Origin of the sequence: Mesorhizobium alhagi CCNWXJ12-2, assembly GCF_000236565.1 — a bacterium.
Lineage (GTDB): Bacteria > Pseudomonadota > Alphaproteobacteria > Rhizobiales > Rhizobiaceae > Allomesorhizobium > Allomesorhizobium alhagi.
On record NZ_AHAM01000316.1, the window covers coordinates 1 to 16280 of the forward strand.

Consider the following 16280-nt stretch of genomic DNA (forward strand, 5'->3'; position numbering starts at 1 on the left):
AGTCAGTCTGGGAACGAGATTGTGTTTTTGCGCGACAAATCCGATGCCGGAACGCAGACGCCGCAGGTCGCGGGCTCTCAAACGGCCCAGATCGCTCCCGAAGATCGAAACCGCGCCGCCTGCGGGCGCGACAAAGCCCAGCAGGCATTTCAGTAGGGTGGACTTGCCGGCCCCGTTCGCCCCGATAAGCGCCACGGCCTCTCCACGCCCGACGGTGAAACTCACGTCGGAAAAGACTGGTGGATGCCCGCCATAGCGTGCGAGAAGCCGGTCGACGGACAGATCGGCCGTTTGGAGTTTGACCGGCTCATATGGGTCAAGCCGGGCCGGGGCGACGTTCATTCGCCCACGAACTCCGAGAACTGCGGATAGCCGATGGTGGTGTACATGGCGCGCACCGGCGCATAGGCCTCGTCATCGACCTCGACGATATCCATACCTGTGAACTTTCCGTTTTCGCCGCCGACGGAGACGATGCCCTCGATGATGGCCGCCTTGCCTTCGACCATCTTGGTGCGGATGGACTCGCCGACGGCTGGGTCGACATGCGCGCCAACCATGAGAAGATCGTTCGGCAGGTCGCCGGAGCGCGCGATGACGCGGAAAGCGCCGGGCGGCGTCGATTCATCCTTGTCGCGCACGCCGCGCGTCCAGCTTGTGTAGTTGACGCCGATGGCCTCGACGTCGCCGCGCTTCAGCGCCTCATGGGCCACCGCGCGCGACGTATGCGTTACCTCGATTTCGTTCTTCGGATCGACGCCGTAGTCGGCCAGCAATTGCGACGGGCAAAGGTGACCGGATGTCGATCCGATATCGTCTAGCGCGACCTTCTTGCCCGCGAGGTCCGCCGGCTTGACGTAAGGCGAATCCGCCTTGACCACAATTGCGCAGAAATAGTCCGGACGGCTGAGGCCGATCAGGGACTTGGCGTCGGTCATCTTGTTGATGACGACGTACTCGGCCGGCCCGGTGATGACAAAATCAACGCGCTTGGCGCGCAGCGCTTCGGCCGCCGCCGTGCGGTTGCTGACCGGAAAGAACTCGAACGTGTGGCCGGAGGCCTTTTCAAGGGCGGCCTTGAACGGTCCCCATTCTGTCTGCAGCCGCTCCAGTCCTTCGACGTCCGTGATCGCCAGCTTGAAGTTCTCGGCCCGCGCCAAGCCGGTTGTCGCGAGGGCCAGTGTCGCCGCCGCCAGAATCGTCGAAATCCGCATGGTCGTCCCCTGTCGTCTTCGGTTGCTTTCCGAAGCCCATACGACCGGGAAATGACACTGCCATTGCAGGCTCGTGACATCTTTGCGAAATCATCCGAGCACCTACCGTCCCCACAAGGCTTTGACGCAACCCATTGCGTCGCACACGTCGAAGAATGTGTACATGTAGTCTTCGAACGCGGGACAATCTGACACCACTCTGTCTCCAGCGAGGAAATGCACGGTCGGCACGTCGTCGACGTCGATATCGAATCCTATTTGCGCGGCCGCCGGGGGAGGACCTGGCATTTGGTGCGATCGGCAAGCGACGTTGACGTCGTTTGGCGATCCGACCATCGTGTCTACGAAGCTTCACCGGCAACGCATTTAGCGGTCATTCGCGAAACCGCGCCGGAGATTCAATGCAATACCGTATCTTGGGTGGCGGGTGGCCGCCGGCAACTATTTGCGCTTGAATGCTTCCGCGAGAGCCGCGCCGAATGCACCTTGCGGCGGCTCCTTCCGCCGTTCCGGAGGTTTGGCAGCGGGCATGCGCGGCGGCGTTCTGTCTGCCCGTTGTTCCGGCCTGCCGGTGCGATCATCGTGCTTGCGCATGGTTAGGCCGATGCGCTTGCGCTTGATGTCGACGTCGACGACTCGCACCTTGACCACATCCCCGGCCTTCACCACCTCATGCGCATCCTTTACGAAACGGTCGGCCAGTTGCGAAAGATGGACGAGGCCATCCTGATGCACGCCGATATCGACGAATGCACCGAAGGCAGCGACATTGGTGACGGTTCCTTCAAGCAGCATTCCGGGCTTCAGGTCCTTGATATCGTCGATACCCTCAGCGAACGTCGCGGTCCTGAATTCTGGCCTCGGGTCGCGGCCTGGCTTTTCCAGCTCCACGATAATGTCGCGGACAGTCGGCAGGCCGAAGCGCTCGTCGACGAAGATGCGAGGATCGAGCGCCTTGAGAGCAGCGCTGTCGGTCATCAATGAGCGCAGATCACGGCCGCAGGCGGCGACGATTTTCTTGGCGACGCCGTAAGCTTCCGGGTGGACTGCGGAAGCATCAAGTGGCTCGGCGCCGTTGGGAATGCGCAGGAAACCCGCGCATTGCTCGAAGGTGCGCTGGCCAAGCCGGCTCACTTTCATCAAGTCCTTGCGGCTTGCGAAAGGCCCTGTCGTGTCACGATGCGCGATGATCGCCTCGGCCAACGACGGCCCTAGGCCCGCGACGCGTGCCAGCAAAGCTGCCGAAGCGGTGTTGAGGTCTACGCCAACCGCGTTCACGGCGTCCTCGACCACTGCCTCCAGCGAGCGGCCAAGCCGATACTGGTCGACATCGTGCTGATATTGCCCGACGCCGATCGATTTCGGCTCGATCTTCACCAGTTCGGCCAATGGGTCCTGAAGACGGCGCGCGATCGAGACCGCGCCGCGCAGCGACACGTCGAGATCGGGGAACTCTACCGCCGCCATTTCGGAAGCGGAATAGACGGACGCGCCGGCCTCGCTGACGATTACCTTCAGCGGCTTCGGGGACGGCATGTCCGACAGCATGTCGCCAACCAAGCGCTCGGTCTCTCGGCTGCCCGTGCCGTTGCCGATCGCAACCAGCTCGACCTTGTATTTGACAATCAGTCTCGCCAGTTCCGCCTGCGCGCCGCGCACGTCGTTGCGTGGCGGGAATGGATAGACGGTAGCTGTGTCGAGGACCTTTCCGGTCTGATCGATGATGGCGACCTTCACGCCGGTACGGATGCCAGGATCGAGCCCCATTGTCGCACGGGAGCCGGCAGGCGCTGCAAGCAACAGATCCTTCAGGTTGCGCGCGAAAACCCTGATCGCCTCCTCCTCGGACTTCTCGCGAAGCTCGCGCAGAAGGTCGAGCGAAAGAGAAAGCGTGAGCTTCACCCGCCATGTCCATCCGACCACCTCCATCAGCCATAGATCGGCCGCCCCTTGCCGGCCAATGCCATAGGCCTCCGCTATCATCCGCTCGACCGGCTTGAAGGGAGATGCGTCGTCGGAATCGACTTCTATGTCGAGCGACAGAACATCCTCGTTGCGTGCGCGCAGCATGGCGAGCGCACGATGGCTCGGAACATTGGCCCAGCGCTCGACATGATCGAAATAATCCGAGTATTTTGCGCCGGCTTCCTGCTTGCCATCGACGACCTTCGCGCGCAGAAACGCCTTGTCTTTCAGATAACTCCGGAGACGGCCGACCAGCTCGGCATTTTCGGCAAACCTCTCGGAAAGTATGTCGCGGGCGCCTTCCAACGCCGATTTCACGTCTAGCACGTCGTCGCTCAGATAAGATTGCGCCAGTTCAGCGGGAACGGCGGAACGATTGGCCAGAATGGCATCCGCCAGCTGACCGAGACCACGCTCGCGGGCGATTTCGGCGCGCGTGCGCCGCTTGGGCTTGTAGGGCAGGTAGATGTCTTCCAGTTCAGCCTTCGTGGTGATTGCGGCAATCTTGGCCGCGAGGTCGTCGGTTAGCTTGTCCTGGCTGCGTATTGATTCAACGATCGTAGCGCGGCGTGCATCGAGTTCTCGGACGTAGATCAGCCGTTCGGCCAGAAGGCGAAGCTGGGTGTCGTCGAGCCCGCCCGTTGCCTCCTTGCGATAACGGGCAATGAAAGGCACGGTCGAGCCTTCGTCGAGAAGCCCAATCGCTGCGGCCGCTTGTTCCGGTTTCGCGCCGATTTCGGCGGCGATGATTGCGGCAATGCGTTTGATGTCTGCGGCCATGTTATTCTCACAATCGGCGATCGGGCGGCGACCATAGGTCCAATTGTTCAAAGATGCCAAGCGTCGGGATCCGCCGACTGTCTGTTCCACAAGAAAGGCAGTGCCGTCTCCTCATATTTCAACGAAGCGTACAATGCCGCGTGTCGGTCGGTTGAACCGAAGGCGAGATCTGATCTCTAGGCCCGGGCAGCAGGACCAGCAGGTCGTGCTCAACAGTTCGGGTCGCCAATAAGGACTTCCCGGCTCGCCTGAGCCATGGTGCAACCCGTTGCGCAAGGATTGTTGGGACGCCTGCAATTAGTCGCGGTTTGCGATGGCCGACATGAGATACTTAAGGCTGGCATCTGCTGCGCTACTTTCAGGAAGAGTTCTTCCATCACGAAATTGCGTGACTAGCGCAGACACACTGCATCTCAATCCTTTACGGCCGCCAACTCGTCCTTGCTCGCGCAAGGGGCTGCTTTCAATCTCGCCGGCAATAAGTTCTGTTTCGACCCATATATGTGCGGCGTCGCCAAGGGCGACGTTTCCGGACAAGAAAGCGAGGAGCCAGCCAATCCGAATCAAGGCATCCATCTTTGGTTGTACCCCCCTCGCCTCTTCAAACCGGCACCAGCAAGTTCGGATCCGGCGCCTCGGGTAGCACGTGCAGGTTGGCGGCTCGCAAGTTCGTTACCATCAGGCAGACGCGGCGGCCGTTGCCTGAAGCCTCCCGCCCAAGCGTTGCCCGGACGGTTTGCCACCGCGCCCGGGGTGCGCAACTAGGGCAAGCCAAGTGGGCGATGGTGACGATTTGTTTCGAGCTGAAAACAGTGCTCCTGATAACCGCCGCCAGGACGGGCGAAGGTTGGCTTTGCTCGATCAGAAGTTCCCGCATGCCATGAATTGCGGTTGGCGTGATATGCTTCTTTATGATTGCTGGATCTATGCCACGTCCGCGCTTGCTGCCCGAAAAGCGCTTCCCGACCTACGCGTATCTGCCGGGCAAACAGCCGCATCCGGTGCGTGATCCCCGGGGCCACAGTTATCGAAGCAAACCGGTGACCGTCGCCGTTGAGGCGGCGCTAGGCTCAGATGTGTTTCGATGGGGAATCGACCTCTTCAACCACAGCTATTACTGGGAAGCTCATCAGGCTTGGGAGCCTCTTTGGCACGCGGCGAAACATAGCACTCAACATCGCCAGTTCTTCAAGGGATTGATCCTGCTGGCGGCCGCCGGGGTGAAGATCCGAGAGGAAAAGTGGGTCGCTGCCGCACGCCATGGGGCAAGAGCTGCAGCCCTTTTTCGTCAAGTTCAAAGGGGCCGAGCCACCTCTTTGAGACCGCGCTCGGAATGCCGCTTGCCGTGCTCGCAGAATATGCCGAAGCGGCCACAACTCCCCCGGCTTTTTTGCGGGAGCCGGTGCGTGGACAGCCTGCGCCCGCTTTCGATTTCATACTCGCACCAAGATCCGAGAGTGTCTGAACGGCAACCTTCAGAGGCTTCAGAGGTGTCGTTCTATGGCATTCGACCGCCGGCCTTTAGCCGGAGGCGGAGGCGTTCCTGGTCGCGGCCGCGGTCCCCCTCTCACCATGACGTTCTGTGTTACTTTCATCTCCTTGCGCCCCAAGGGTGATGGTAACGATCGTGACATCGAGTTCCCATTGCTCGCCACCAGCATGCTAAGAGCGGATTCTGCGCCAACCCTTTCTGCTCCACGTCCGTCTTTCAGTTCGCGAGCTTGAAGCATGCGTGGCGTGTGAGGTCTGGTAACTGTCATGCAGATGTATTACATTGGCAGTCATCAAAGGAGACTGCCATGGCATCGAACGCACTGGTCCAGACCCGAATTGACGCCGAGGTGAAGGAACGCGCTACGGCGGTTCTGGAAGACATGGGGCTCACTGTTTCGGATGCGGTCCGCATCCTCTTGACCCGCACAGCCAACGAGGGCGCCTTGCCGCTCGAGCTTGTCAGCAACAGCAATGCCCATGATGCCTGGTTTCGCGCGAAAGTTCTGCAGGCACTCGAGGACACCCGGCCTGACGTCGAAGACGCCGATGCCGACGCTCATTTTGCTCGACGGCGGGCGGCAGCGCTTCGCAAGGCCGAGGCGGGCGGGCGTTGAGGCTCGTCTGGGCGCAGCTTGCGCACTCCGATCGCGACGACATCTTCACCCATATAGAAGTCGAAAATCCGAGAGCGGCCGTTCATGTCGACCAGCAAATTGTCCATGCGGCTAGCCGTCTCATCGATTTTCCGGAAAGCGGACGACCCGGCCGGATCGCCGGCACGCGCGAGCTCGTCGTCTCGCGCACGCCCTATATCGCAGCCTACGTCGTGACGGCCGACACGGTTCGCATCCTTCGCGTCCTGCATGGCGCTCAGATGTGGCCGGACGAGATAGCCACGGAGTAGCTCCTTCCTTTTCCAAATTTGGAAATCCTGAACCGCTTTCAACGCGCGCCGCTCTCCACGGCAAGGATGGCTATGGACGTCCGGCCTGGAATTTGACGTTAGAATCCACCGGTGCATAACCGCGCCGGACCTTGCGCGCCAGCCAAGCCTCGAGCGTCTCGCCGGCTTCATCGGCCGGCCCATAGAGATCAAGACGCTGTCGGCCGAGCGACCCGATCCGCCGCCAGGCGCGAACAACCACCGCATCCTCATCCAGCGACGGCTCTAGGGGGAGCACGTAGAATCGCGCAACATTGCGTGCGCGATCGCGCCGCTGGACGACGATGTGGATTTTCGGTTCGACCATGCCCAGTTGTCGCCGACTTGTGGTTTCCGGTCCAATTCATTGACTGAATCGTTCAGACCTTTGCGATTCACGGTGTTGATGGTTGCCTGGCCAGAGAGCCGTCGGCCAGAGGGCTTTTGAGCGGCTTTACCCTCTGCCATTCTGATCGGTCGCTGGTGGACCGGGGCAGCGGCGAGCTTGACCCGAGTGATCCCTGCCCTGCCCGCTTTTTGTGCGCTGTTAGTTCGCGCAAGGCAGCGTGCTCCATCAGCCGCTCGAACAGCTGCCGCAACCGCTGAACACTGGCGGTCACATCGGAGTGTCCTCGCAAAGCAGTTGCCTTTGATGGTTGGTTTGTGAGCCTAAAAGGGCCGATGTAGCTTGCTGATGACGATTCGTGACGAAATTGCAATTGTCAGCCGTACTTTTCGACAAATCCAACAATGATAACAACAGGTTAGTGCAGGTATCAGCGCACGCATCGTGGAGCACCATCCCCGCTCGTGACCGTTAACCTTTTGTTAACTCAATACTTCTTGCCGGATTGGATAGAATCGGGCGATAGTAACGATAATTTGGGGAGAAGCCCGAAAATATCGTTCCTGAAAGGGCCAGCGAGCAATGAACATAGCCGCTCACGTTGAAGAAATCGGCTTTGCAGACACCATTCTCGACCAAGGGAGCGAGATTTCACGCAAGCTGGACATGCTCCGTGTCGAAAAGTTTCCGCCGAACGCCCAGAAGACGCTTCGGCAGTTTTCCCTTGCGGAGGTAGCAGATTACATTGGGGTGTCCCAGAGCTACCTTAAGAAGCTGCATTTGGAAGGCAAAGGTGTGCAGCCGATTACATCGTCAACGGGGCGCCGTTCTTACACCGCGGATCAGATGAACGAACTTAGGAGGTTTCTTGACCGCGAACCACGGCGCCGTGCAGGCGACAAGCTGCAGGTACTCGCTGTCGTTAACTTCAAGGGCGGCTCAGGCAAGACTACGACTGCAGCGCATCTAGCGCAGTATCTCGCGCTCACCGGACATCGCGTGCTGGCGATTGACCTCGATCCGCAAGCATCTCTCACTGCCCTTCACGGCATCCAACCTGAACTGGACCAAAATCCGTCGTTATATGAATCGTTGCGATACGACGAAGAGAAGAAGTCGATCGTCGAGGTCATTCGGCCTACGAATTTTCCGAACCTCGACATCGTGCCCGCGAACCTGGAGCTTCAGGAGTACGAATACGACACACCACTGGCGATGCAGAACACGGGGTCCAATGCGGGGAAGATGTTTTATACCCGCATCGGGGATGCATTGGCCGAGGTTGATGACCATTACGATATTGTAGTTGTCGATTGCCCGCCGCAGCTCGGATACCTGACACTGACGGCACTGACTGCAGCGACCTCCGTTCTGATCACTGTTCATCCACAGATGCTCGATATTATGAGCATGAGCCAGTTCCTGCTTATGCTCGGGGAAGTCCTTAAGTCGATCGAGGGGGCTGGTGTGAAGGTCTCCCTGAACTGGTTTCGCTATCTCGTCACCCGATTCGAACCTACCGACATCCCGCAGACCCAGATGGTTGGCTTCATGCAGTCCATGTTCGCGAAGCAGATGCTGAAAAATCACATGCTGAAGTCGACCGCAATCTCGGACGCAGGGCTGACCAAACAGACACTGTACGAAGTCGAACGGTCGCAATTCACTCGATCGACATATGACCGCGCAATGGAATCCCTAACTGCCGTGAACGGGGAAATTGCCGCTCTCGTCCATCAAGCATGGGGACGTAGGCAATGACTGTTCCGTTGTCAGCCGTACATTCGCGGGTTTTCATCAACGATGACAATGACATGGTTCATTTTCGGAGAAGCTGAAGATGGCAAGACGAGACGTGCTATTGGGCATAACGCAAGCGGAGACGACGAAGCCGGATCGCCAAGCGACGGCTGGTTACGCTACGCGTGGCGCCTCGCGATCGATGCTGTCATCCATCGGTGAGCTTGCAGCCCAGGCGGCAAAGGCCGAACGGCTGCTTGAAGGTGAGACGGTGGTCGACCTCGATCCCGGTCTCATCGACGACTCGTTTGTTTCTGATCGCATGGACGACGACGACGACGACGAAACGTTCTCTGAATTGGTGGCAGCAATTGAAGAGAGGGGACAGGACAGTCCGATTCTGGTTCGGCCCCATCCAACGAAAAACGGGCGCTATCAGATCGTATTCGGTCACCGTCGTGCTCGCGTGGCAAAACAACTTGGGAAACCCGTCCGCGCCGTTGTCAAGGAACTCCATGACAGGGATCATGTGGTTGCGCAGGGACAGGAAAACTCAGCACGAGCCAATCTGTCTTTCATTGAGCGGGCGGTGTTCGCGCAGAATCTTTCGGATCTCGGCCATGACAGGGAAACCATTCAGTCAGCTTTGGCGATTGACGCTCCAATGCTTACGAGAATGCTTTCGGTCACAAAACGCATCCCAAATGGCGTCATCCATGCGATCGGAGCCGCAAAAGGTGTCGGCCGCGATCGCTGGCTTGATCTGACGTTGCTGATCGAGAAGCCGTCAAATCTGATGAAGGCAGAGGAACTCGTTGAGACAGAGAAATTCAAATCGGCAGCAACGGATGACCGCTTTAACCTGCTTTTCAATTTTCTAAAGACATCCAGAAAACCCAAGAAGGGGGCACGTGCGTCCCCAAATGCCAAATCCTGGTCTCTGGCAGGCAAATCGATCAGCGTGACCACGAAGGACACCGGGAAGGCGTTCACAGTAGCCTTGAAGGCCAAGGACGCCTCCCGTTTTGGTGCGTACCTTTCCGAGAACCTGGAGCAGCTCTATCGAGCCTTCAGAGAATTGGAAGAGAAGCAAACAGGAGACTGAACCGCAAAAGAAAAAGGCCCCCGAACGTCACCGCCGCGGAAGCCCTTCTCTGTCTGTCGCAAGCTGAGAATCACATTTCCGCGAATCAGTGTCAAGAGTTTTAAGCGTCGATTCGGCGAGCGGACTTCTTTTGCCTAATTGAAGGCAGACGAGACTATGGAAACGCATACCTCAACGACGCCCTTTGGGCGCCGGCCGATGACGCTTGGCCACTTGGCGGCGCAACACAGCGCATGGGAAATCCCGCAAGGTAGGGCGGCCAACAAGTGGCAGGTCTACCGCAACCTGTGCGAGGGCAAGAGCATCGTCGGGATCGGCGATCGCGCCCTTGCCGTCCTGAACGCTTTGCTCTCGTTCTACCCGGACAGCGAATTGAACCAGGAGAACGGCTTGGTCGTGTTCCCGTCAAACGCTCAGCTGTCGCTCAGGGCCCATGGAATGGCCGACGCAACGCTCCGGCGGCACCTGGCGGCCCTGGTGGACTGTGGACTCATCACCCGCAGGGACAGTCCCAACGGCAAGAGATATGCCCGCAAGGACAGGGGAGGGGACATCGAGGAGGCATTCGGCTTCTCCCTGGCGCCGCTGCTGGCCCGGGCTCACGAGTTCGCACAGGCGGCCGAGCATGTGCGCGCGGACAACAGGGCGCTGAGGCTTATGCGCGAGCGCATTACGCTGCACCGCAGGGACATCCACAAGCTGATCGAGGCGGCTGTCGAGGAAGACGTTCCCGGCGACTGGGGCGGCTTGTGGAGGCGGTTCCGGGCTGTTGTGGAGGCAATTCCTCGCCGGGCAACGGTTGCCGACCTGGCGCCGATCGTGGCGGATCTGGCGAAGATCCACGAGGATGTGGACAAGCTGCTGGAAATTCACATGAATTCCACGAATCCAAGCGGCAATGAATCCCAAAACGAGCGGCAGCAATCGAATTCAAACACCGACTCTATATTTGAATTTGAGCCTGCTTTGGAAAAAAGCGGGGCGACGGCCGAGCCAAGGACGAGGGAGGCCGAGAAGCCGAAAGGGTATCCGCTTGGGCTGGTGCTGAAAGCCTGCCCCGACATTGCAGAGTACGCCCTGGACGGGATTGCCAGCTGGCGCGACCTGATGGCCACCGCCGCGCAGGTCCGCGGGTTTCTGGGCGTCAGCCCGTCGGCCTATGCGGACGCGCTGGAGGCGCTCGGGCAGGAAAACACGGCGATTGTGATCGCCTGCATTCTGCAACGGGCGACCCAGATCAGCAGCGCCGGCGGTTATCTGCGCGTGCTGACCGATAAGGCCAAGGCCGGGGAGTTTTCCGTTGGACCCATGCTGATGGCGGCCTTGAAGGCAAACGGGACAGTATCGAAGATGACGGGGTGAGAGCGTGACCGCAGAACAGAAGCGAGCCCGAGACTGCTGGACCCGTTCCGAACTTTCACGTGAGCTCTAACGGAAGTCCTATTTGCAATTTCCAGCGCCGACGACATTAATACGGCGGGCGGCGGCATCACCCGAGCGTGTCTCGGCGAGGAGGACATGAAAAATGCGGCCCAACTGCTCTATTTTCAAAGATAACGTTTCATCGAGATTTTCCCGCCGAATGGGGCCGGGACGGTCTTGGCTTCGAATTATCGCGTTATCGGGCGCTGTCGCAGCCGGTTCCGCAACCGCAAATTTTTCGGCGGCGGCGCAAGGCGCGGAAGACGGCGCCTGGATCACCACATGGGCGGCAACACCCGCTCCGCGCTGGTCGGATGACCTTCCTGCACCTTTCGGCGTGCCTGAAGTTCTGGAGAACCAGACGGTCCGTCAGGTCGCCCGCATCAGCGTGGGCGGTAATTCCGTGCGTGTCGTCCTGTCGAATGCCTTCGGGACCAAGCCGCTGACCATCGCAGCCGGCAGCGTCGGAATAGCAGGCAAGGACGGCAGCGTCGACCAAGCGAAGCCGCTCACCTGGGGCGGTAAGAGTTCGGTGGTGGTTCCGGCGGGTGCGCCGATCCTCAGCGATCCGGTCGAGCTTTCGGCAAAAGCGCTTTCCGAGATCTCGGTCAGCATCTTCCTTCCCAAAAAGACCGCGCTCTCCTCTGTGCATTGGGACGGCGTGCAAACGGCCTACATTTCCGGCCCGGGCGACTTCACGAGCGACGCCACGTTCAAGGCCGACAGCACGCTCAAATCGCGCATGTTCCTGAGCGACATACTGGTCGACGCCGCGCCGGATTCACAAGCTATCGTGTTCTTCGGCGATTCCATCACGGACGGCAATTGCTCGACGCCCGACGCCAACAATCGTTGGCCGGACCATATCGCCACGCGGCTGCAAGAGGCGAATCGCAATGTCGCGGTGGTGAACGAGGCCTTTTCAGGCAATCGCGTGTTGACCGACGGCATGGGTGTCAACGCGCTGGCGCGCTTCGATTCCGACGTGCTCAGCCATCCTCATGTATCGACCGTGGTCTTGATGATGGGCATCAACGATATCGGCTGGCCTGGCGAAAACGCAATCACTCCCGAAGACAAGATACCGACCGCCGAAGACATTATCACCGGCTATAAGCAGCTCATTGACCGCGCGAATGCGCATGGCGTGCGGATTGTCGCCGCGACGTTGACCCCCTTCGCCGACACGTTCAAAGGGCTTCCGACCGAAGGCTACTACACGCCCGAAAAGGAAAAGATCCGCGTCGCCGTGAATGAATGGATACGCACCGGCGGCGGCTTCGACGGCGTCATCGACTTCGACAAGGTGATGGAAGATCCTGCGAGGCCTGGATATATACGCGACGACTACGATTGCGGCGACAACCTGCATCCCAACGATGCGGGCTACAAGGCAATGGCGGAAGCGGTCGATCTCGAGCTTCTGCTGGGTTCGGCAGATTAGGCTGGCGACCCGCTCCCGGTTGACCCTGGGCACTGCGTCCGGCGGGCAGCCCGGGGACGGAAATCGGCTGTCATGGGCTCGGCGCCGGATCGGGCGTCACGAGGCCAAGTCGACGGGCCCGGTCCAGCAGTGCCTTGACCGACGACGCCTGCCACTGACGGCCGCCGCGCGGCGTGCGTTCGTGCATCCGCTCCAGCTGGGCGGCGATATCCCGCAGCGACAGCTCCGGATCGGCAATGGCGATCCCGGCGACAAGCGTCATCAGGCGATCCTCCGGCGGCCGCCGCGGGGAATGCTTGATCAGCTCCGGCTCGGCGATGCGCTGCTGCACCAGCCGGTGCACGGCGCGGCGCAGCGCTCGATCGTCCAGCTGTGGCCCTTGGTGTTGAGAACGCGCACGACATCATCCCGGCTGTGCTGCGGCCGCATCCGGCGCACCGTCGGCAGCCAGAGTTGGGCCGAGGTGATGAGCTCGTCGAGATAGAGGCGGTCGCGCGCCACCGAAACCGCCCGGATCGCCTCCGGCCGGCGTTCGCGCAGCCCCGGATTGCCGGGAAGCTTGCCGCGCGCCATAGCCGCCTTCATGCCCGCCTTGGTGCGCTCGAGCGATCAATGCGCGCTCGAGCTGCGCGACGGCCCCGAGCACCTGCAGCGAGAACATACCCTGCGGCGCTGAGGTGTCGATCGGATCGCGCAGCGAGCGAAAATGCGCGACCGCGCTCCTCCAGCCGTTCGATGACCTCGAGCAGGTGGCTAACGGAGCGGGCGAGGCGGTCGCGCATCAGCTTGGCCAGCACCGGCCGCGAGCGCGAGGCGCCGGAGCCGTGCTCCTGATGGACCAGGCGGCAGCCGACCGCCTTGAGTTCGTCGACCTGGGCGTCAGTCGCCTGATCCTCGGTCGAGACACGGGCATAGCCAATAAGGCGGCGGATCGGGGGAGCTGTGGGTTGAGCGCGCATTTGGTTGACTTCGCGGGGGATTTTAGGGCGTTTGTACACATAAGGAATGTGCCAGAAAACGACCGTTTGGCGCCGGGGGCGTTAGCGATTAGGCGGAACTCAACGAGCCGAGGATTGAAATCCACGCCGTAAAGTAATACCTTCGTGAAATCGGGTATTACTCAGGAGCCGAAAAAATGACCACTACAGTCACAGCCAAGGGACAGGTGACCATCCCGAAGCCGGTCCGCGATCTCCTGGGGATCGTTCCGGGCAGCAAGGTCGATTTCCGCCGTGCCGCCGATGGTAGCGTGGTGCTTGCACGCACCGACAAGAAGCAACCTACCAGCCGCTTCGCAAAATTGCGCGGCCATGCCGGCAAGGGGCTCGATACCGACGCGATCATGGCCCTGACACGTGGCGAAGCGTGACGCTCGTCGACACCAACGTCCTGCTCGACCTTGTAACCGACGATCCGAAGTGGGCGGAGTGGTCGATCGCACAGCTTGAGGCGGCGAGCCTCCATGGGCCGTTGTTGATCAACGACGCAGTCTATGCCGAGCTTGCCGTTCGATATAGCCGCATCGAGGATCTGGACGCGTTTCTTGACGAAGCCGGTCTCGAAATCGCTCCGATTCCACGAGCTGCCCTGTTTCTCGCTGGAAAGGTTTTTACCAAGTATCGCAAATCGGGCGGATCGCGCACCGGCGTTCTACCCGACTTCTTCATCGGAGCCCATGCCGCCGTCAACGGGCTACCGCTGCTCACTCGTGACGTTGGTCGCTACCGCACCTATTTTCCATCTTTGAAGCTGATCACACCAATAGCGGATTGACCCGTTAAGACAGGGGAGGGGGCTTTTTCGCCCCTACAGCCCACTTGCCTTGGTGAGGTTGACCCGGAATCTGTCCCGGCGGCGCTGATATTTGCGAGTCATTTCGGCCGAGGCGTGGCCGAGTTGTTTTTGCACATAGCGTTCGTCGACCTCGGCCGAGGAGGCGAGGCCGGCGCGCAGCGAATGCCCGGCAAACAGCTTTTCCCGTTCGCCCCCCGAAAGATCGCCGCGTACGCCGGCCGCGAGGGCGGCGCGCTTGACCAGCCGCGCCACCTCCTGGTCATGGAGCCGCTCGGCGCCGACCGCCTTGCCCTGACCGGTGACGCGCCGGAACAGGGGGCCGTGCGCGATGCGGCCGAGCTTCAGCCAGGTCTGCAGCGCCACGACCGGGCAGGTGGCATCCGATGAACCGCGGCCGATCTCGACCTCACGCCAGCCGGTCTTGCCACGCAGCGTCACCAGCACGCCCTTGTCGGGAAAAAATTCGATCCAGCCGCGGCCGTCTTGCGTCTGATCGCGGCCGACATCGAGTCCGACGATCTCGGAGCGTCTGAGGCCGCCGGCGAAGCCAAGCAGCAGCATGGCCCGGTCGCGCAGACCGCGCAGGCTACCGCGGTCGAGCGTCTCCAGCATGGCGATGAGGTCCTCGGGCAGCACCGCTTCCTTCTGCCGGGGCGGGGCGGCGTGCTTGTTGCGGATGCCGGCCATGACGGTCGCAATATGGCGGTCCTTCCTGTCGAGCGGCTGGCCGCGCTGCGTATAGTTCCACGTCAGGGAGGACAGGCGGCGCTCGATCGTCGAGACGGAGTTCGGCTTCTTGTCGCCGGTCCCTGTGCCCGAGGCGCAGGCGGTGATGTAGAGCCCGACGGTCTGTGGATCCGGCGGCAGGGGATCGAGATTTTGACGCCGGCACCAGCCGCAAAAATGTTTCCAGTCGGCGGCGTAGGCGCGGCGTGTGTTGGCCGAACTCGCCGCCTCGACGTAGCCGCGGGCGCGATCGGCGAGCGTTTCGAGATGGGCCGGCAGACCGGATGCCGGCGGCAGGGGAGGGGAGGGCGGCCCCTTCGGGGCGTCGGCGTCGGCGCGGCCCATCTCCATGACGATATCGATGATGTCGGGAAGGTCGCCGTCGGCTGACGGCGGCACAGAACCGGAAGCAGGCGGTTGTGCGATGCTCATCAGCGCCTCACGCCGCTCGAATGTCGGTTTGCGAAAAGTCGTTGCCCTTGTAGAGCAGCGGCTCTCCGGTCAGCGCGGCGAGTGCATAGGAGAAGCAATCGCCGAAATTGAGGCCGGCGGGATGGCGGCCCTTGCCATAGCGGCGCCAGGCACGGCGGGCCTGATCGGCATGCTCGGCGTCGACCGCGACGATCTCGATACCGGCCTTGTGCAGCCAGAGATCGAGCTCGCTGCCGCCCGGCTCTCCGAGGCGGGTCTCGATCACCATGGCAGCCTCCAGCACGGTCGCGGCCGCGATCAGGCGGACGGGATCGTCGGCGATGCGCTGCTCAAACGAAGGCGCCTCGGGTTCGTTGAGCGCGATCGCGACAATGGCCGACGTGTCGATCACCATCAGTTCGGCAGCCCGTTCTCGTCGTAGCCGATGATCGCGTCGGCGCTGCGATTGTCGAGAACGGGCAGGGCGCTCCAGCGCCGGCGGCTGGCCGCCAGGTCTTCCAGCAGCGCAGCTTTGCGGGCCTCGGACCCGAGCCGCCGAAGGCGTTGCTCGAGTGCGCGTCTGGTCGCAATTGTGATCGTCTCGCCGGTGCGCTCGGCCAGCGTCCGGGCGAGCCGTTCGGTTTCGGGGTCTTTGATGCTCAGCGCCATCGGAGGTTCCAAGGTACCTGGTTGTCGATATTCCACCTATATAGCGCATCCGCGACCGATTTGCACGGCGCCCGCAAAATGCGCATTCTCGTGCTGCTCAGCCCCGAACGCAGCCTTGGGCGGACTTGCCAGCGGCCAAATCGCCGTTTTTCTATATAGAGCGCCGAACGATCGATAAGGCAACATTATCATTCGTTTGTTGTCCACGACAGGCGCGGCGGTTTTTTGCCGATCCGGTTGCAATAAGC

At 61.0% G+C, this 16280-nt stretch carries 19 protein-coding genes and 1 pseudogene; 10 read left to right on the top strand and 10 right to left on the bottom strand.

Features of this window, described 5'->3' with window-relative positions; translation table 11 throughout:
- From MAXJ12_RS32560 to MAXJ12_RS37395, 4 genes are all read right to left on the bottom strand, one after another.
- A partial coding sequence (locus MAXJ12_RS32560; RefSeq protein WP_008840490.1) for an ATP-binding cassette domain-containing protein occupies nucleotides 1–342 on the bottom strand: 342 nt, incomplete at its 3' end.
- The gene (locus tag MAXJ12_RS32565; RefSeq protein ID WP_008840491.1) at nucleotides 339–1214 is read right to left on the bottom strand and encodes a PhnD/SsuA/transferrin family substrate-binding protein; all 876 of its coding nucleotides are present in this window, start codon (nucleotides 1212–1214) and stop codon (nucleotides 339–341) included. The genes MAXJ12_RS32565 and MAXJ12_RS32560, both read right to left, overlap by 4 nt.
- Nucleotides 1215–1655: 441 nt before the next feature.
- A complete protein-coding gene (locus tag MAXJ12_RS32570) occupies nucleotides 1656–3959 on the bottom strand; it encodes a Tex family protein (protein ID WP_008840493.1) in 2304 nt (767 codons plus the stop codon).
- A gap of 297 nt (nucleotides 3960–4256) precedes the next feature.
- Nucleotides 4257–4535, bottom strand: coding sequence for a hypothetical protein (locus MAXJ12_RS37395; protein WP_139044169.1), 279 nt, complete (start codon nucleotides 4533–4535; stop codon nucleotides 4257–4259).
- Nucleotides 4536–4734: 199 nt separating this feature from the next.
- On the opposite strand from MAXJ12_RS37395, the gene MAXJ12_RS38115 reads away from it, so the two are divergent.
- The 4 genes from MAXJ12_RS38115 to MAXJ12_RS32585 all read left to right on the top strand — a co-directional run bounded on the left by MAXJ12_RS38115 (nucleotide 4735) and on the right by MAXJ12_RS32585 (nucleotide 6357).
- Nucleotides 4735–4968: a hypothetical protein gene (locus MAXJ12_RS38115; RefSeq protein WP_162097518.1), complete on the top strand. Its 234-nt coding sequence runs from the start codon at nucleotides 4735–4737 to the stop codon at nucleotides 4966–4968.
- Entirely contained in the window at nucleotides 4886–5575 is a 690-nt protein-coding gene (locus tag MAXJ12_RS36310) for a DUF309 domain-containing protein (protein ID WP_244421687.1), read from the top strand. Before MAXJ12_RS38115 ends, MAXJ12_RS36310 begins: the two co-directional genes overlap by 83 nt.
- 183 nt (nucleotides 5576–5758) lie before the next feature.
- The gene (locus MAXJ12_RS32580; RefSeq protein WP_008840495.1) at nucleotides 5759–6067 is read left to right on the top strand and encodes a type II toxin-antitoxin system RelB/DinJ family antitoxin; all 309 of its coding nucleotides are present in this window, start codon (nucleotides 5759–5761) and stop codon (nucleotides 6065–6067) included.
- Entirely contained in the window at nucleotides 6064–6357 is a 294-nt protein-coding gene (locus MAXJ12_RS32585; protein WP_008840496.1) for a type II toxin-antitoxin system RelE/ParE family toxin, read from the top strand. The genes MAXJ12_RS32580 and MAXJ12_RS32585 overlap by 4 nt, the downstream gene beginning before the upstream one ends.
- A 70-nt stretch (nucleotides 6358–6427) precedes the next feature.
- Here MAXJ12_RS32585 and MAXJ12_RS32590 read toward each other — a convergent pair whose 3' ends face one another.
- The gene (locus tag MAXJ12_RS32590; RefSeq protein WP_008840497.1) at nucleotides 6428–6703 is read right to left on the bottom strand and encodes a WGR domain-containing protein; all 276 of its coding nucleotides are present in this window, start codon (nucleotides 6701–6703) and stop codon (nucleotides 6428–6430) included.
- A 600-nt stretch (nucleotides 6704–7303) separates the two neighbouring features.
- On the opposite strand from MAXJ12_RS32590, the gene repA reads away from it, so the two are divergent.
- The 4 genes from repA to MAXJ12_RS32610 all read left to right on the top strand — a co-directional run bounded on the left by repA (nucleotide 7304) and on the right by MAXJ12_RS32610 (nucleotide 12432).
- Nucleotides 7304–8482, top strand: coding sequence for a plasmid partitioning protein RepA (gene repA / locus MAXJ12_RS32595; RefSeq protein ID WP_008840498.1), 1179 nt, complete (start codon nucleotides 7304–7306; stop codon nucleotides 8480–8482).
- A 79-nt stretch (nucleotides 8483–8561) separates the two neighbouring features.
- Complete coding sequence (repB, locus tag MAXJ12_RS32600) at nucleotides 8562–9566, top strand: plasmid partitioning protein RepB (protein ID WP_040589407.1); 1005 nt, start codon at nucleotides 8562–8564, stop codon at nucleotides 9564–9566.
- A gap of 156 nt (nucleotides 9567–9722) precedes the next feature.
- Nucleotides 9723–10928 carry a plasmid replication protein RepC gene (repC, locus tag MAXJ12_RS32605; RefSeq protein ID WP_008840500.1) on the top strand — a complete coding sequence of 402 codons (1206 nt, stop codon included), beginning with the start codon at nucleotides 9723–9725 and terminating at the stop codon, nucleotides 10926–10928.
- 397 nt (nucleotides 10929–11325) lie between these two features.
- Nucleotides 11326–12432: an SGNH/GDSL hydrolase family protein gene (locus tag MAXJ12_RS32610; protein ID WP_202946723.1), complete on the top strand. Its 1107-nt coding sequence runs from the start codon at nucleotides 11326–11328 to the stop codon at nucleotides 12430–12432.
- A 70-nt stretch (nucleotides 12433–12502) separates the two neighbouring features.
- On the opposite strand, the pseudogene MAXJ12_RS32615 reads toward MAXJ12_RS32610, so the two are convergent.
- Nucleotides 12503–13391 (bottom strand): annotated as a pseudogene (locus tag MAXJ12_RS32615) (recombinase family protein).
- A 176-nt stretch (nucleotides 13392–13567) separates the two neighbouring features.
- On the opposite strand from MAXJ12_RS32615, the gene MAXJ12_RS32620 reads away from it, so the two are divergent.
- Both MAXJ12_RS32620 and MAXJ12_RS32625 read left to right on the top strand, forming a co-directional pair.
- On the top strand, nucleotides 13568–13801 hold the full coding sequence (locus MAXJ12_RS32620; RefSeq protein ID WP_008840502.1) for an AbrB/MazE/SpoVT family DNA-binding domain-containing protein: 234 nt from the start codon (nucleotides 13568–13570) through the stop codon (nucleotides 13799–13801).
- Entirely contained in the window at nucleotides 13798–14205 is a 408-nt protein-coding gene (locus MAXJ12_RS32625) for a type II toxin-antitoxin system VapC family toxin (RefSeq protein WP_008840503.1), read from the top strand. Before MAXJ12_RS32620 ends, MAXJ12_RS32625 begins: the two co-directional genes overlap by 4 nt.
- Nucleotides 14206–14238: 33 nt before the next feature.
- Here the strand turns inward: MAXJ12_RS32625 and MAXJ12_RS32630 are convergent, their stop codons facing one another.
- From MAXJ12_RS32630 to MAXJ12_RS38615, 4 genes are all read right to left on the bottom strand, one after another.
- Nucleotides 14239–15384, bottom strand: coding sequence for a site-specific integrase (locus MAXJ12_RS32630; RefSeq protein WP_008840504.1), 1146 nt, complete (start codon nucleotides 15382–15384; stop codon nucleotides 14239–14241).
- Between the two features lie 7 nt (nucleotides 15385–15391).
- Entirely contained in the window at nucleotides 15392–15778 is a 387-nt protein-coding gene (locus MAXJ12_RS32635; protein ID WP_008840505.1) for a type II toxin-antitoxin system VapC family toxin, read from the bottom strand.
- On the bottom strand, nucleotides 15778–16032 hold the full coding sequence (locus MAXJ12_RS32640; RefSeq protein WP_008840506.1) for a type II toxin-antitoxin system VapB family antitoxin: 255 nt from the start codon (nucleotides 16030–16032) through the stop codon (nucleotides 15778–15780). Before MAXJ12_RS32640 ends, MAXJ12_RS32635 begins: the two co-directional genes overlap by 1 nt.
- A gap of 36 nt (nucleotides 16033–16068) precedes the next feature.
- Nucleotides 16069–16280: hypothetical protein (locus tag MAXJ12_RS38615; protein WP_210160951.1), on the bottom strand; the 212-nt coding region annotated here is incomplete at its 5' end.

Coding starts and splice junctions, on each gene's coding strand:
- MAXJ12_RS36310 (WP_244421687.1), top strand. CDS start 4,886: ATGCCACGTCCGCGCTTGCTGCCCGAAAAGCGCTTCCCGACCTACGCG.
- MAXJ12_RS32630 (WP_008840504.1), bottom strand. CDS start 15,384: ATGAGCATCGCACAACCGCCTGCTTCCGGTTCTGTGCCGCCGTCAGCC.
- MAXJ12_RS32635 (WP_008840505.1), bottom strand. CDS start 15,778: ATGGTGATCGACACGTCGGCCATTGTCGCGATCGCGCTCAACGAACCC.
- repA (WP_008840498.1), top strand. CDS start 7,304: ATGAACATAGCCGCTCACGTTGAAGAAATCGGCTTTGCAGACACCATT.
- MAXJ12_RS32565 (WP_008840491.1), bottom strand. CDS start 1,214: ATGCGGATTTCGACGATTCTGGCGGCGGCGACACTGGCCCTCGCGACA.
- MAXJ12_RS32620 (WP_008840502.1), top strand. CDS start 13,568: ATGACCACTACAGTCACAGCCAAGGGACAGGTGACCATCCCGAAGCCG.
- MAXJ12_RS32570 (WP_008840493.1), bottom strand. CDS start 3,959: ATGGCCGCAGACATCAAACGCATTGCCGCAATCATCGCCGCCGAAATC.
- MAXJ12_RS32590 (WP_008840497.1), bottom strand. CDS start 6,703: ATGGTCGAACCGAAAATCCACATCGTCGTCCAGCGGCGCGATCGCGCA.
- MAXJ12_RS32640 (WP_008840506.1), bottom strand. CDS start 16,032: ATGGCGCTGAGCATCAAAGACCCCGAAACCGAACGGCTCGCCCGGACG.
- repB (WP_040589407.1), top strand. CDS start 8,562: ATGGCAAGACGAGACGTGCTATTGGGCATAACGCAAGCGGAGACGACG.
- repC (WP_008840500.1), top strand. CDS start 9,723: ATGGAAACGCATACCTCAACGACGCCCTTTGGGCGCCGGCCGATGACG.
- MAXJ12_RS37395 (WP_139044169.1), bottom strand. CDS start 4,535: ATGGATGCCTTGATTCGGATTGGCTGGCTCCTCGCTTTCTTGTCCGGA.
- MAXJ12_RS32580 (WP_008840495.1), top strand. CDS start 5,759: ATGGCATCGAACGCACTGGTCCAGACCCGAATTGACGCCGAGGTGAAG.